The sequence below is a fragment of the Streptomyces solitudinis genome (assembly GCF_036323765.1).
Classification (GTDB): Bacteria; Actinomycetota; Actinomycetes; order Streptomycetales; family Streptomycetaceae; genus Streptomyces.
In genome coordinates, this window is the sequence record NZ_JAZDCW010000012.1 from 81,847 (window position 1) to 96,139 (window position 14,293).

Genomic DNA, 14,293 nt, shown 5'->3' on the forward strand with positions numbered 1-14,293 from the left:
GAAATGGCCCTGACATGGTGATGACCTCCGATCCGACCGGGAAGCCCCCGGGCGACACACGCCCCGGGGAGTCCCTGACACACCTCGACCACAGCTTCCGGGAGTTCCTGGCCGGGCTCCCGGCCGACCGCCCCCCGTGGTTCTGCTTCTTCTCCTCCGGCCTGCTGCACGTCGTCCACCACTTCCTGCGTTTCGTCCCCGAGCGGCTGAACTGCGTCTTCGTGTGCTCCGCGCTCAACGCCGAGGAGACCGCGCTGCGCGACCGCATGAGCGGTGGCCTGCCCGTCTTCGACATGGACGACCGGGTCGGCAGCCACGAGATCTTCGAGCTCCTGCTGCGTAACGTGGACCGGCCGTTCGGCATCGTCGACGTCGACTGCTTCGTCACCGACACCGACTGGTTCGACCGCTGCACGGACGGACTGGAGCCGGGCGTGGCGGTCAGCGGCCCGCTCAGCTACGGCCCCATCCCCCTGGCCGCGCCGCCCTTCCTGGCCCTGGACCCCCGGGCGCGCCCCGAGATCGAGCGCGCCATCGGCGGCACCGTCACGCCCGCCGCGTACGCGTACGTCCCCCCGGGGCCGGAGAAGGAGATCGACGGCGCGACTGTGCGGCTCATCGAGCCGCACCACGAGCGGGCACTGGCCCGGGTGATGGCCCTGGAGGGTCCCCGGCTGCCCTTCCCGCAGGGCGGAGTGGTGGACGTCCTCGACGACGGCCGGGAGGTGCGCAGCCATGAGCGCCATCACCACCTCCACAACGGCAACGAGGTGATCCGCGTCGTCTTCGACGGGCTGATGTTCTACCAGCTGATGGCCCTGGCCGCGGGCCTGCGGATCGCCCACTTCCACCAGTACCCGGGCACCAAGGTCTTCGCCCCCCAGCTGGTCCACGCCGGCGGCATCTCCTACTGGCACCGGCTGCGGCCCAGTGAGATCGCTGCGGGCATCCCCGAGCTGCCCTGGTCGGCGCATCTCGACGCCCTCCTGCTGGAGGACTTCAACAAACGGCCGGACGCCCCCTCGGGCTACCGGACCCGCAGCACCCGGCTCGCCGCCAGTCTGCGCCAGTCCAAGGCCGACCTGGCGAGGCTGCGCGAGGAGCTGCGCACCAAGCTCACCTCCTCCGGCGTGGACGTGACCGACCCCCGGTGGGCCGCCGTACTTGACTGACGCAGAACCTCATACCGGCACTCCTCCCGGGGGCGCCGACGGGCTGTTACGGAGACTTTCGATGAGAGTGGGAATCGTCGGGGCCGGCCGCATGGGCCAGCTGCACGCCCGTACGCTCCTGAAGCTTCCCGACCCACCGGCCGTGGTGGTGCACGACGTCGACCCCGACGGCGCCCACCGGCTGGCCCGCGCCTTGGCGGAGGAGACCGGGGCCCGCGTGACGGTGCGGCGGACACTCGCCGAGGTCGTCGCCGGCGTGGACGCGCTGGTCGTGGCGACCCCGGCTACACAGCGGCGGGCCCCGCTGCTGGCCGCGGCACGGGCGGGTGTGCCGGTGTTCTGCGAGAAACCGCTGACCGCCGACGTGGCCGAGGCCCGCGAGCTGGCCGGCGCTCTCGCCCCCGCCCGCGTGCACGTCGGCTTCCAGCGGCGCTGCGACCCCGCCTACCGGACACTCCGCGAAAGGATCGTCTCGGGCCGGCTCGGCCGCGTCCTGCTCGTGCGGTGCACCGCCTTCGACCACGAACCGCCGGCCGGCGCGTACGAACGGACGGCCGGCGACATCTTCACTGACTGCCTCATCCACGACATCGACGCCGTGCACTGGCTGACCGGACAGCCCACCGTGGCCGTGCAGGCCGACGGGGCCCGGCTGCTGGGCGGCGCCGGGTACGACGTGGCCACGGCCGCCCTGACCCTCGCCGACGGCGCCCGCGCGGTGCTCACCGCGTCCCGGCTCGACCCGCACGGATACGACCACCGGGTCGAGGTGCTGGGCACCGAGGGCTCCTACGCGGTCGGGCTCGACGCGCGGACCCCGCTGCGCCTGCTCGGCCAGGACGGCACGGGCCGCCCGCCCACCCCCGGTGAGTACCCCCCGTACCAGGACTTCACCGACCGCTTCGCGACCGCCTACCGGCAGGAGATCCATGACTTCATCGGCATGGTGACGCGGGGTGCCCCCAGTCCCTGCACCGCCGAGGAAGCGCTGCGCGCGCAGGAAGTGGCCGCGGCCGCCGGCCGTGCCGCCGCGACCGGCACCCGTGTCGTCCTGGACCCCGCACCGGCCGCCGACGCGGCCACGCCCGTGGGGGGCAGGGCCGGATGAGCCGCACGTCCACCCGCCGGGGACGCCCGGGGCGGCGTGGCGCCGCCCTGGCCGCGGCCCTGCTGGTCCTCGTCACCCTGCCCGCCGCCTCCACCGCTGACGGGGCGGGCGGAGCGGACCAGGACCGCGCACCGACGGACACCGTCCAAGGCCGCGCACCGGCGGACAACGTCATCCTGCTCATCGGCGACGGCATGGGCGACGCGGAGATCACCGCGGCGCGCGACTACTCCGTCGGCGCGGCCGGCAGGCTGGCCCTGGACACACTGGACACCAGCGGGCGGCGCACCACCTTCTCCGTGGACGAGCGGGGGCGGCCGGTCTACGTCACCGATTCCGCCGCCGACGCCACCGCCTGGGCGACGGGCCGGCGGACCGTCAACGGACGGGTCTCCAAGACCCCCGGCACCAACCGGCCGCTGCCCACGCTGCTGGAGAAGGCCCGCCGCCACGGCTACGCGACGGGCAGCGTCACCACCGCCTCGGTCTCCGACGCGACCCCCGCCGCCCTGACGGCCCACGTCACGGACCGGTCCTGCAAGGGCCCCGCCGGCATGGCCGAGTGTCCGGCGGACACCCGGGCGGCCGGCGGCGCCGGCTCCGTCGTGGAGCAGACGGTCGCCGCCCGCCCCGACGTTCTCCTCGGCGGCGGTGCCGACCACTTCGCACAGACCGTCACGGACGGCCCGTACCGCGGCCGTACGGTGCTGGAGCAGGCCCGCGCGGCCGGCTACCAGGTGGTGCGCGACCGGGCGGAACTGACGGCGGCCCGCACCGACCGGCCCGTGCTCGGGCTGTTCGCGCCCGACTACCTGCCCGTGGAATGGACCGGGACACCGGCCGCGCCCGGTGGCACCGCGCCCCAGCGGTGCGCCGTCCACAACCCCGCCCGGCCCGCCGGCACACCCACCCTGGCCAAGTCCACCCGCGCCGCTCTCGGCCAGTTGACGGCCCGTCGCGACCGGGCCACCGGCAAGGGCTTCTTCCTCCAGGTCGAAGGCGCCTCGATCGACGACCGGGCGCACGAGGCCGACCCCTGCGGGCAGATCGGCGAGACTGTGGCGTTCGACAGGGCGGTCGCGGTCGCCCTCGCGTACGCCGGACACCACCCCCGTACCCTCGTGATCGTCACCGCCGACCACGGCCACGCGACCCAGATTCTGCCCGAGGGCGCCCGGTCGGCCGGGCTGTCCAGCACCCTCGTTACCGACGAGGGCGGCCGGATGCTGCTCGGGTATGCCACCGCCGGACCCGGCGGGACGCAGGAGCACACCGGGGTCACCGTGCCGGTCGCCGCCCGCGGTCCGCTCGCGCACCGGGTGCTCGGCCTCCGCGAGAACACCGAGCTGTTCGGCACCGTGTGCGCGGCGCTCGGACTGCGATGAACCACGGCCGTGCCCGACGGCCCCCCGGACCATTCCCGACCCTTCCCCTTCCGAATCGAAAGGTCATACCTTGAGCTCCTTCCAGGAATTACCGCGGTGGCCCCAGCTGACGGACGACGACATCGAGGCGGCGGTGGCGGCCCTGCGCTCCAACCGCCTGGTGGGGCAGGGCAACAGCACCGTCCAGGAATTCGAGGCGGCCCTGGCCGCCGGCCAGCGCGTGGAGCACGCGGTCGCGGTGTCCACCGGCACGGCGGCCGTGCACCTCGCGCTGCACGTCCTGGACGTCGGGCCCGGCGACGAGGTCATCGTGCCCGCCCACACCTTCATCGGCTCGGCGAGCCCCGTCGTGTACCTCGGCGCCCGCCCGGTCTTCGCCGACGTCACACCGGACACCCACTGCCTGGACCCGGACTCGGTGAAGTCGCTGATCACCGACCGGACCAAGGCCATCGTGGTCGTCCACATCAACGGCATCGCCGCCGACATGGCCGCTCTGGCCGCCGTCGCCGCCGAGGCGGGCGTCCCGGTCGTCGAGGACGCGGCGCAGGCGCTGGGCACCGAGATCGGCGGCCGTCCCATCGGCGGCTTCGGCGACCTCGCCTGCGTCAGCCTCTTCGAGCAGAAGGTGATCACGTCGGGCGGCGAGGGCGGCGCCGTGCTCACCGACAACTCGGACCACGCGGAGCGGCTGCGTCGCCTGCGCAGCCACGGCGAGGGCCCCATCGAGGGCCGCCCCGGCATGATCTGGGCACACGAGGTGGGCTACAACTACCGCCTCACCTCGGTCCAGGCCGCCATCGGCCTGGCCCAGCACAAGCGGCTCGGCGAGATGGTCGAGGCCCGCCGCCGCAACGCCGCCCGACTCTCGGAGCGGCTGGCCGGTGTCGAGGGCCTGGAACTGCCGGTGGAGCCGGAGGGCACCACCCACGCGTTCTGGAAGTACGCGGTGCGCGTGGCGCCGGGCGGCGGCCGCCGCCCGGCCGGGGAGATCGCGGCCGAACTGCGCTCGCGAGGCGTCCCGGTGCTGCTGCGCTACCCCTTCCCGCTGCACAAGCAGCCCGCGTTCGCCGGACACAAGGGGGTCTCCCTCCCCGTCGCCGAGCGGCTGTCCCAGGAACTGCTGGCGCTGCCGTCCCACCCGGGGCTCACCGAGGGGCACCTGGACCACATCGCCGACGAGGTCCGCCGCGCCGTCGCCGTCACGGTGTGACCCGCGCCCTGTCCGCCGACGGACCCACGGGCGCCGCACCGGCCGCGTACCACCGCGGTGCGGCGCCCGCCGCCTCCCGACGAACCCGACACACCAGGAGAGCCACATGACCACCGCCCCCCGGCCCGCCTCCGCGCCGCCCCCCGGCCCCGAGGGCCCGCCGCTGCTCCTCGGCACCTCCGCCTTCGGCCAGAACGAGCGCGGCTTCCCCGTCTACGACGCCTACTGGGAGGGCGGCGGCCGCGCCTTCGACACCGCCTGGCTCTACGGCCATGCCTACGGCCCTGGCTGCTGCGAACGCACCTTCGGCGCCTGGGCCCGGTCGCGCGGCGTCGAGAAGGACGTCTGGGTGCTGGCCAAGGGCGCGCACACCCCGGAGTGCCTACCCGACCGCGTCGAACCCCAACTGACCGAGAGCTTCGAGCGCATGGGCCGCGACGACGCCGCGCTCTACATGCTCCACCGCGACAACACCGGCGTCCCCGTAGGGGAGTTCGTCACCGTCCTCGCCGACCTCGTTGGCCGCGGCCTCATCGGCGCGTACGGCATGTCCAACTGGACCCTCGAACGGGTCGTCGAGGCCGTCGCCTACGCCCGCGTGCACGGCCTGCCGCTGCCCGTCGGCATCAGCAACCAGTACAGCCTGATCAACATGGTCCACCCCATCTACCCGGGCACCGTGACCTCCAACGACCCCGCCTGGCGGGACTGGCTCGCCGAAGGGGCCGTCCGGCTGTACCCCTGGGCCAGCCAGGGCCGCGGCGCGCACGCGCTCGCCGACCCCGGCGAGTTGCGCACCGGTTCGCTCGCCGAAAGCTGGTACAGCGAGACCAACGCCGCCCGGGTCCACCGCGCCCGCCTGCTCGCCCGGCGCACGGGGATCTCCGCCACCGGCATCGCCCTCGCCTGGACCCTCTCCCAGCCTTTCCCGGTCGTCGCCCTCATCGGGCCCCGGTTGCCCGAGGAGGTCCGCGACTCCCTGGCCGCCGCGGCCCACCGGCTCACCGACGCCGAGCGCGACTGGCTGGAGACCGGCGAGGGCGACGGGCCTTGACCCGGAATCTTGGACACGGGTTATGCGGCTTGTGTCAGCGTAGGCGATGTCGTTCGGAAGGTGTTCTCGTGGTCGATGGGGCTGCGGTGTCCGAGGCGGGAGTGACGGCGTCGGGTGTTGTAGCGGTGCAGCCAGCGGAACGCGTCGAGGCGTGGCGGATCTTCCGCAGAGCCCGCCGCAGCCCCAACCGCATGACGGCCATCGCCGCTGCCGTCCTCACCCTGGAATGCCAGTGCTCGGCATGCAGCAGGACCCGCTGCCAGGCTGCGGCGGTGTGCACCGAAACATCGGTGGCCATGGTGGGGTGCCGGCGAGCTGAGCTTAGGAGGCTGTGAGCTCGAAGGCGCGGAGTGTGTAGTTGTGCGAAGGGCCGTGACTCTCGGCGAGTTCCTCGCTATTGGTCCGGGCGAGCGTCAGGCCCTCCTCACGTCGTCCGGTGCGCAGGGCGTGGCGTATGGCTTCGACCTGCGGGGCGAGGAACGGGGACGGCGGCGGGGGCCGGCAAGGTGGGAGCGGTGTGCCTGAACTCTCCCCTGGATCGTTGGCGGCTTCGAGCGGGTGCCGCCGCCGGGGGGCCGGCGGCGGCACCTGGAATCAGACCAGCAACGGTGTGCTGCTTGACCGCGCACGTCAACGGGCGTGGGAGGGCCCTCGGTGCTGGGCGACGTTTCCCTGTGCGTGCAGGGTGCGCCGACAGGGGTAGTCCACCGTGCCGAGGTGGGCGGGAGCAAGTCCGACCGCCGGGAAAGCGGTGCATATTCCAAGGACTGGAATGGGGGTGCACCCGTTGTTCCGCTGTCCGGAATAAGGGGGTGCGCCGGAATGCGGGTGGTCAGCGTGTGGAGCGCTCCCAGGCGATGCGCGCCGCGCGGTCCATCAGCTCCAGCAGGTCGGGGGCGGTGGAGTCCTGGTCGAGGTGGCGGTACTCCGTGCTGAGGGTGATGGCGAGCCGTTCGGGAAGGCCGAGCCCGGCGTACCGGTCTTCCCTGATCAGGATGCGTGCCGCCTCGACGGCGGTCCGGCCCTGGCCGTGCATCAGGGAGGCCTGGCCGGCGAGATCGTCGAGGTAGGCGACGTACTCCTGTAGGTCGTCCGGCGTCATCAGCTGTCCGTGGCCGGGTATGATCCACTCGGGTTCGAGGTCCAGAATTCGTGCACAGGCGGCGGATACCTGCTCCAGAGGGCCAGCCCAGTGCGAGGGGTGGTCCCCTGCGAAGACGATGTCGCCGGCGAAGACTACGCGCTGCTCGGGAAGATGGACGATGAGGTCGCCGACGGTGTGGGCCGGTCCCACCTCGTGCAGCTCGGCGGATATCCGGCCGATCGCGAGGTCGTGGCGGCCGGCGAACGTCGTGGTCGGCGGCAGGACCTGTATACCGGCGAAGTCGAAGCTGCCGAAGTGCTCCCGGAAGTACCACCCGAGCGGCTGGCCGGGGTCGGTGTCGTGGATGAGTGCCTGGAGCTGTTGCGGCTTCGGCTCCAGGCACTGGTGCTCAAGAGTGGCGTGAGTGGCGAAGACCTCGGCGCCGGGAAGTTGCTGGAGACCCCAGGTGTGGTCGCCGTTGGCGTGGGTGACGGCGACACGGTTTAGCGGGACGTCGCGGCCCGCGGCTGTGCGGACCGCGGTGAGGAAGGCGTCGGTCAGTGCGGGCGTGTAGGGCGTGTCGATGACGAGGGCCTGGTCCCCGGAGACGACGAGACCGCAGTTGGCCATACCCCAGGCCGCCTCGTTGCCGGGCTGCCAGGCGAAGACGCCAGGAGCGATCTGCTTCAGGTCAGTGGTTGCCATGAACATGCATTGTGCGTGCCGCGGTCGCTCTGGGGGAATCGCTCCTGGAGCGACCGCGGGGGACGACGTCAGTGGTGGGGCACGAAGGGCAGGAGGAAGAACCGGGCGCCCGGACTGCCGAACGGCTGGGCCGCGCACATGGTGACGGTGCCCAGCTGGGACGGCGCGTGCCGTTCGCAACACCGGGTGCGGCGGTCCTCGCGGCGGCGCGGGGGCACGTAGCCGGCATGCCGCATCGGCCGCGCGTCGCCATCCGGGTGGATGTACGCGAGGCTGTGGTCACGGTAGATCGGCCCTGCCACCGGGTCCTCGCTGACCTCCCTGTCGAGCAGCTGGAGGTCCTCGTTTTCGGAGTGCGCGGCGACGGCCGTGCGTAATTGGGCCGCGACCTGCGGCGCCCAGCGCGTGTCCCAGTCGACTAGGTGGTGCTCGCGCGCGTCCTCTCGCAGGAGCATCCACCGGATCAGGTTGCGCTCGGGCAGCTCCGGGGCTTTCCCCTCGGACTGCGGGAACATCCGCTTGAAGTCGTCGTTCGCGGCCAGTACGTTCCAGGCGACGTCGTTGATGTAGCAGGGCTGACCGGACACACTGTCGACGGCCACCTGCCACGCCGGGGCGACGTTCGTCCCCGCGCATGGATCCATGGGGAAGGGGGGCTCGTAGCCGAGTGCGTAGACGTAGAGCACGTTCCTCTCGCGCTCGTTCATCCTGAGCACCGTGGCCACGTTGTCGAGGAACTCGGTGCTCGGCTGGGACGTTTTTCCACGCTCGAACTCGGCGTAGGTCCTCTCCGTCACGAACAGGGCCTGCGCCACCTGAGCCTGCGACAGTCCACGCGAGCGCCGGCCCCGGCCGACGCGTTGGGGCCGGCCGAGCTCGGCCGGGTCTATCTGCCCACGCTTCCGTTGCAGCAGTTGCTGCAACGCCTCCTTTTGATTCAACTTTCAACCCTTCCCCGTGGAGCCATCCCCGTAACGGCCCGGTGATATACCGGAAGCGTTAGCTCCTGAAATTCAAGGACCGGAAAAATCAGAGCCTGGCGAGCGGGATCTTGGTCGGGAAGAATCGACCGCCGGATCGAATCCGCGTTGTGGGAGACGCGAAGGTCCTCCACAACCGCGAGGGGGAGTTCGCGTTGCTGCAGCCAGTTGCCACTCCGTCCGACCGCACCGATGGGTCCGTGGCACGCACCATGGCGGTGCTCAGGGCGCTGATCAGTCTTGGACCGGGTGAACAACATCCCCTGACTGTGGTTGCCGAGTCCGCGGGTCTCCCCGCGGCGACTGCCCATCGGTATCTGCAGGCCTTGATCCGGGAGGGCGCCGTCAAGCAATGCGGGCCGCGTGCTCGCTACGCGCTGACTGACGCGCTGCACGGTCCCCCCTCGTCGACACCCGCCCAGCCCCTCCAGGCCGGCCCGCCCTCCCCTGCGGTGAGGGCCGAGATTGTCACACTACAGTCGAGAACAGGGCAGCTCGCGTTTGTTTACCGACCGCACCTGATCGGCACACCGATGAGGATCTGCACGGAACGGGCATACGGGCCACACGATGACGAGGTCCTCACATCGCCTCAGATCGTCTTTCGCTCTCTTGAATCAGCGCCTCTCGATGCTGACGCCGCCGGCCTGGCGATCCTCGCCTGCCTCGGTTCGGTGGGCGACCACAAGATCGACATCGCGCACGTCCGCGAGGAAGGTCACGCCATCGGGCCGTCTCCCCTGCCGGACCGAACCATGATCGCCGCGCCCATCTGGTATGGATCGGCCGTCGCCGGCTCCGTCGCGCTGCTGGCCAAGGGTGGCGCGCCCATGCGACGGGCCACGACCCGCGCCCGGTACGTGACCGCCGTCATGGACACTGCCGCAGTGATAAGCGGACACCTCACCCGTTCCGGCACACGCCAGACCAGTTAATACACAACAAACCATACGAAGCCCCACAGAAAGGCGCCACCCGTGTCCCGTTCAGTCCTGATCACCGGCGGCAACCGCGGCATAGGCCTCGCCATCGCCCGTCACCTCGCCGAGGCCGGCGAACGCGTCGCCATCACCTACCGCTCGGGCGAACCCCCCGAGGGCCTGCTCGCCGTCCGCTGCGACATCACCGACGCTGACCAGGTCGACGCCGCCTTCAAGGAGGTCGAGGCGCAGCACGGCCCCGTCGAGGTCCTCGTCGCGAACGCCGGCGTTACCAAGGACCAGCTCCTGATGCGCATGAGCGAGGACGACTTCACCTCCGTCGTCGACACCAACCTCACCGGCGCCTTCCGCGTCACCAAGCGCGCCTCGCGCGGCATGCTCCGCGCGAAGAGGGGCCGCGTGGTCTTCATCTCCTCCGCCGTCGCTCTGCGCGGCGAGAGTGGCCAGGCCAACTACGCCGCCTCTAAGGCCGGCCTCGTCGGCTTCGCCCGCTCCATGGCCCGCGAACTCGGCTCCCGCGGCATCACCTTCAACGTCGTCGCCCCCGGCCTCACCGAGACCTCCATGAGCCAGCAGCTGAGCGACGAGCAGCTCGAGAACCTCAAGACCCAGATCCCACTCGGCCGCCTCGCCCGTCCTGAGGAGATCGCCGCAACCGTCGCCTTCCTCGCCTCCGAGCAGGCCGGCTACATCACCGGTGCCGTGGTGCCTGTCGACGGCGGCGCCGGCATGGGCCACTGACCTCCTAGCCGCCCACAATCACTGGAGCTCATTGAGCACATGATCTGACAGCGGGGCAGTCCCCATGGACTGCCCCGGCGGCGGCAAGCCCCTGGTGTGTCCAGCACCTCGGCCCACCCGCCGCCCCTGCCACCACCAGACGAGTATCCAGCCCGCCTGGTGAAGAACCCGGTCCGCAGACCGGGCAACACCGCCCCTGCCAGGGCGGATCTCTTGGTTCCCGAAGAACCCGGCCCCACCAAAGCGGGGCCCTGTACATGCCCGGAAGGAGGGCGTGCCCTGTCCATAATGCAGCATGCCCGCGCCCCGGTCCACGATGGCGCCGCCCCACCGCGCCCATCACAGGGTCACCACCGATTATCCCCGGACAACCGATTCGTCCTGGTGCGCGACCATGAGGACCAGGAAATCGACACGACCACGTCCCGGCGCACCCGCCGTGGCGACTTCCTGCGCGCCGCCACCTGGGCCGTCACCCAGCGTCTGCACCCGAAAGCCAACGACACCACGCTGCACGTCGCGAAAGACCTCGCCGCCCGCCTGAACGCGGACGGGCACGTCGCCTACTGCCGCGACAGCATGTGGAAGCGCCTGAGCATCAGCCGACGCACCCTCGAGCGGCACATCGCCGTCCTGCGTGAACTGGGCCTCCTCGTCTGGGCCGTCCACGGAAGCCGGACCAACACCCGCCCCGCCGGGAGCGGGGACTGGGCGGGCACCGCCACCATCTACGCAGCCGTCGTCCCCCGAGCATGGGACGATGCCGCCGGCCACCGCGTCCAAGGCCAGGGCTATCACGCCCGGCACATCGGTTTCACCGAGCACGGGCGCCAGGCGGCCATCGCCGACGCCCGCACACGCAGCAGCCGAGCCCGCCGCCGTGACACCCCTTCCTGTAAGACCAACCCCCTACGTCCTACAGCTAAGGGAGAGGGAAAGAAGAACAACACTCGCGCACCACGGCGCGCACGGCCACGGCGCGGCCGCCAACGGGAGATCCCCGAGCCCTACCGCGCCAGTCCTGAGCAGGCGTCCCACGCCGTGTCGGTCGCAGCCTGGGTGCGCCCCCGGGTGCCGTGGACCCAGACCGAGGACCTACGGCGGCTGGCCTTCGCCCTGCGGCCATGGATCAACACCGGCCGCTCCGCCGCGGACATCGCCGCCGAGCTGTCGGTCTGGCGCGTTCCCCGACGGCCGGACTCCCCGGCAGGTCTGATCATGGCCCGCTGGCGCGACGAGCTTGCCGAACAGGCCCAGCTACTTACCGACACGGCCGCCCCCGATGTGCCGCCCGCCGGCGACCCGCCCAGCCAGGCCTTCCTGGACGCCATGGCCGCTTTGCGGGCACGCCTTCAGGTGCTGCACCCGCCGGCCGATCCGGAACCGGATCCGCCGGCCTTCGTCATCCGCCACCAGATTCTCGCCTCGCTCGCGGAGGCCGACCGGGCCCGGCGGGCCCGCAGGCCCCAGCAGTGCCTCACCCTCGCCGAGTGGGAGGCCGTCTGCGACGCCAGGGAACGCGCACCGTGGTGACGCCACTCCGCCTCGGCGACCCATGCCGCGCACCCACTCCGTCGACTACGTCTCGCCCGCCACCGGAGCGGCGAGCCCCGCTTTACCGCCCCGGGCTGGGCGCGTCCTGTCGAGGGCGACTTCACGGCGGCTCGGCACGCTGTGGTGCGCGGGACAGCGGAGTGCCGCGCAGGTTCTGCCTGCCGGGCGGCGCGTTCGGCCTGGGCCTGGTGCAGTGCCAGGGGCCGGGGTGAGCGCTATGCCTACGAAGGCCAGGAAGTGTTCGGCCTTTCGCTCGTAGCGGCGGTGCAGCCTTCGGCATCCGGCTAGTACTCCAGTCTGGTTTCGCGATCTTGTCGCGGACCCGGCTGGGACGGGTGCGGCCGCCGCGTGATCATCGGGGGTTGTGTGGACTCCTGAAGATCGTGCGGTGGCCGCGGGCCATAGCGTAGACCCTGCTCGCTGGCGGACGATGTTCGACCAGGTCATGGCCCGGATCGCGGGCCGCTTCGGGCGAGTTGAGCCGCGGGCCGCGGCCCGTGCCTACCTGCTCGGGCTACTGTCGAACGTCGAGCGCAAGAACTGCTGGCAGCTGGCCGAACAGGCCGGCCACAGCCGACCCGGGCCGATGCAGCGCCTGCTGCGCTACGCCCGCTGGGACGCCGATGCGGTCCGCGACGACCTGCGCGCGTACACCGCCGAACACCTCGGCGCGGACGGCGCCGGTCTCGTCGTCGACGAGACCGGCTTCCTGAAGAAGGGCCGGGCCTCGGCCGGTGTGCAACGGCAGTACACCGGCACCGCGGGACGCATCGAAAACTCTCAGGTCGGCGTCTTCCTCGCCCTGGCCACCAGCCGCGGACGGGCCCTGATCGACCGTCGGCTCTACCTGCCCGAGCAGTCCTGGTGCTCCGATCCCGAACGCCGTCACGCGGCCGGGATCCCCGAGGACATCCAGTTCACGACCAAGCCCCGCCTGGCCGGGGAGATGATCGCCGCCGCGCTGGACACCGGGATCACCGCGTCCTGGGTGACCGGCGATGAAGCCTACGGCCAGGACCCCCAGCTCCGCGCCGCCCTCGAGGCGCGCGGCACCGGCTACGTGCTGGCCGTCGCCTGCTCGATGCGGGTGAGAATCAACCACGGCCGCACTGCCGTCCGCGCGGACACCGTCGCCGGCCGCCTGCCCGCCACGGCCTGTCAGCGCCACAGCGCCGGAAACGGTGCGAAAGGCCCGCGGTACTACGACTGGGCCTGGTTCCACATCGGCACCGACTGCCACCGCCACCTGCTCATCCGACGTAACCGGACTACCGGTGAACTCGCCTTCTACCTGTGCTGGTCACCCACAAAGGTGGCCCTGTCCGAACTGGTCCGCGTCGCCGGTGTCCGCTGGAGCGTCGAGGAGTGCTTCCAGGCCGCCAAGGGCCAGGTCGGACTCGACCACTACCAGGTCCGCAACTGGACCTCATGGCACCGGCACATCACGCTCGCCATGCTCGCGCTGGCGTTTCTGACCGCACTTGCCGCCGACCCGGCACCACAACGGCCCGTCGATCCGCTCCACCCCACCCGCGGCAGCGACCCGATCACGTTGACCGTCCCCGAGATCCGCCACCTGCTCGCCGCCGTCCTCACGGCACCGGCCGTGACCGCGGGCAGACTGCTGCACTGGTCCCACTGGCGCACACGCCACCAGGCAACAGCCCGCCGCAGCCACTACCGACGACGATCCGCCGACAAATCCGCTGGGTAGATCACGAAACCGCACTGGAGTACTAGCTCCGCGCCACGTCTCCTACCTTTCGCCTCGGTTCGCGGAGCCGACGTCCGGCCCCGCGCATCGACTCTGGCACGACCCTCGGGCGCACTTCCTTCCTCTGGGCCCGTGCCGGGGCCGTGGTGCCGAAAAAGTGCGTTTCCTGATGCAGGCGAGAGCTGCACGGCACAATGCGAGGTGGCGGGCCGTCAACCATTGACGGGCGTGTCGGGGCGAGGGGGAGCCGCTGTGTCGCAGGGATGGAAGATCACGGTCATCGTGCTGGCGGTGGTCGGTGTCTTGTCTACACCGCTGATCTGGCTTCTGGACAGCCCCGGTGCAGGACAGCTGGCCGGGGCCACTGTCCAGGCCGCCGTCGGTATTGCCGCCCTGGTCTGGGCCCTGTTCCAGCGTCCGTCCTCTATCGGGCCCACAGATAAAGCCGTCCGGACCGGTAAAGCCAGCCGCGGTGGCACCACCGGAATCCGGCGGCCCGGCGGCCAGGGCCGGGGCTCGGCCACAGCCGAGCGGACGGGTGAGGCCAGCGGGGGGAACTCCGTCTCCGGCATCGACTACTCGAACTAGACCCCGCATGGCGAAGGCATCATCAGGCACGGCACGGGACGAGGAACCTGAGCC

The 14,293-nt window shown here is 71.4% G+C and carries 12 protein-coding genes and 1 pseudogene; 10 read left to right on the forward strand and 3 right to left on the reverse strand.

The window, feature by feature from the left end:
• The first annotated feature begins 14 nt into the window (after window positions 1-14).
• The 5 genes from V1J52_RS24245 to V1J52_RS24265 all read left to right on the forward strand — a co-directional run bounded on the left by V1J52_RS24245 (window position 15) and on the right by V1J52_RS24265 (window position 5,932).
• Window positions 15-1,172: a dTDP-dihydrostreptose--streptidine-6-phosphate dihydrostreptosyltransferase gene (locus V1J52_RS24245; RefSeq protein WP_330142100.1), complete on the forward strand. Its 1,158-nt coding sequence runs from the start codon at window positions 15-17 to the stop codon at window positions 1,170-1,172.
• 61 nt (window positions 1,173-1,233) lie between these two features.
• Complete coding sequence (locus V1J52_RS24250) at window positions 1,234-2,280, forward strand: Gfo/Idh/MocA family protein (RefSeq protein WP_330142101.1); 1,047 nt, start codon at window positions 1,234-1,236, stop codon at window positions 2,278-2,280.
• Window positions 2,277-3,665, forward strand: a complete 1,389-nt coding sequence (locus V1J52_RS24255; protein ID WP_330142102.1) for an alkaline phosphatase — start codon at window positions 2,277-2,279, stop codon at window positions 3,663-3,665. The genes V1J52_RS24250 and V1J52_RS24255 overlap by 4 nt, the downstream gene beginning before the upstream one ends.
• 70 nt (window positions 3,666-3,735) lie before the next feature.
• Entirely contained in the window at window positions 3,736-4,878 is a 1,143-nt protein-coding gene (locus tag V1J52_RS24260) for a DegT/DnrJ/EryC1/StrS family aminotransferase (RefSeq protein ID WP_330142103.1), read from the forward strand.
• 106 nt (window positions 4,879-4,984) lie between these two features.
• Window positions 4,985-5,932: an aldo/keto reductase gene (locus tag V1J52_RS24265; RefSeq protein ID WP_330142104.1), complete on the forward strand. Its 948-nt coding sequence runs from the start codon at window positions 4,985-4,987 to the stop codon at window positions 5,930-5,932.
• Window positions 5,933-6,764: 832 nt separating this feature from the next.
• Here the strand turns inward: V1J52_RS24265 and V1J52_RS24275 are convergent.
• Both V1J52_RS24275 and V1J52_RS24280 read right to left on the reverse strand, forming a co-directional pair.
• On the reverse strand, window positions 6,765-7,721 hold the full coding sequence (locus V1J52_RS24275) for an MBL fold metallo-hydrolase (RefSeq protein WP_330142105.1): 957 nt from the start codon (window positions 7,719-7,721) through the stop codon (window positions 6,765-6,767).
• 68 nt (window positions 7,722-7,789) lie between these two features.
• A complete protein-coding gene (locus V1J52_RS24280; protein ID WP_330142106.1) occupies window positions 7,790-8,644 on the reverse strand; it encodes an MmyB family transcriptional regulator in 855 nt (284 codons plus the stop codon).
• 167 nt (window positions 8,645-8,811) lie between these two features.
• Here V1J52_RS24280 and V1J52_RS24285 point away from each other — a divergent pair, with 167 nt between their 5' ends.
• The 3 genes from V1J52_RS24285 to V1J52_RS24295 all read left to right on the forward strand — a co-directional run bounded on the left by V1J52_RS24285 (window position 8,812) and on the right by V1J52_RS24295 (window position 11,916).
• On the forward strand, window positions 8,812-9,636 hold the full coding sequence (locus V1J52_RS24285; RefSeq protein WP_330142107.1) for a helix-turn-helix domain-containing protein: 825 nt from the start codon (window positions 8,812-8,814) through the stop codon (window positions 9,634-9,636).
• A gap of 42 nt (window positions 9,637-9,678) precedes the next feature.
• Window positions 9,679-10,383: a beta-ketoacyl-ACP reductase gene (locus V1J52_RS24290; RefSeq protein WP_330142108.1), complete on the forward strand. Its 705-nt coding sequence runs from the start codon at window positions 9,679-9,681 to the stop codon at window positions 10,381-10,383.
• A gap of 384 nt (window positions 10,384-10,767) precedes the next feature.
• Entirely contained in the window at window positions 10,768-11,916 is a 1,149-nt protein-coding gene (locus V1J52_RS24295) for a hypothetical protein (protein WP_330142109.1), read from the forward strand.
• A gap of 228 nt (window positions 11,917-12,144) precedes the next feature.
• On the opposite strand, the pseudogene V1J52_RS26200 reads toward V1J52_RS24295, so the two are convergent.
• A pseudogene (locus tag V1J52_RS26200) lies at window positions 12,145-12,225 on the reverse strand (IS5/IS1182 family transposase); the annotation flags it as partial.
• Window positions 12,226-12,367: 142 nt separating this feature from the next.
• Here V1J52_RS26200 and V1J52_RS24300 point away from each other — a divergent pair.
• Window positions 12,368-13,651, forward strand: coding sequence for an IS701 family transposase (locus V1J52_RS24300; RefSeq protein WP_443075914.1), 1,284 nt, complete (start codon window positions 12,368-12,370; stop codon window positions 13,649-13,651).
• A 252-nt stretch (window positions 13,652-13,903) separates the two neighbouring features.
• Window positions 13,904-14,239, forward strand: a complete 336-nt coding sequence (locus V1J52_RS24305) for a hypothetical protein (protein ID WP_330142110.1) — start codon at window positions 13,904-13,906, stop codon at window positions 14,237-14,239.
• The last annotated feature ends 54 nt before the right edge of the window (window positions 14,240-14,293 follow it).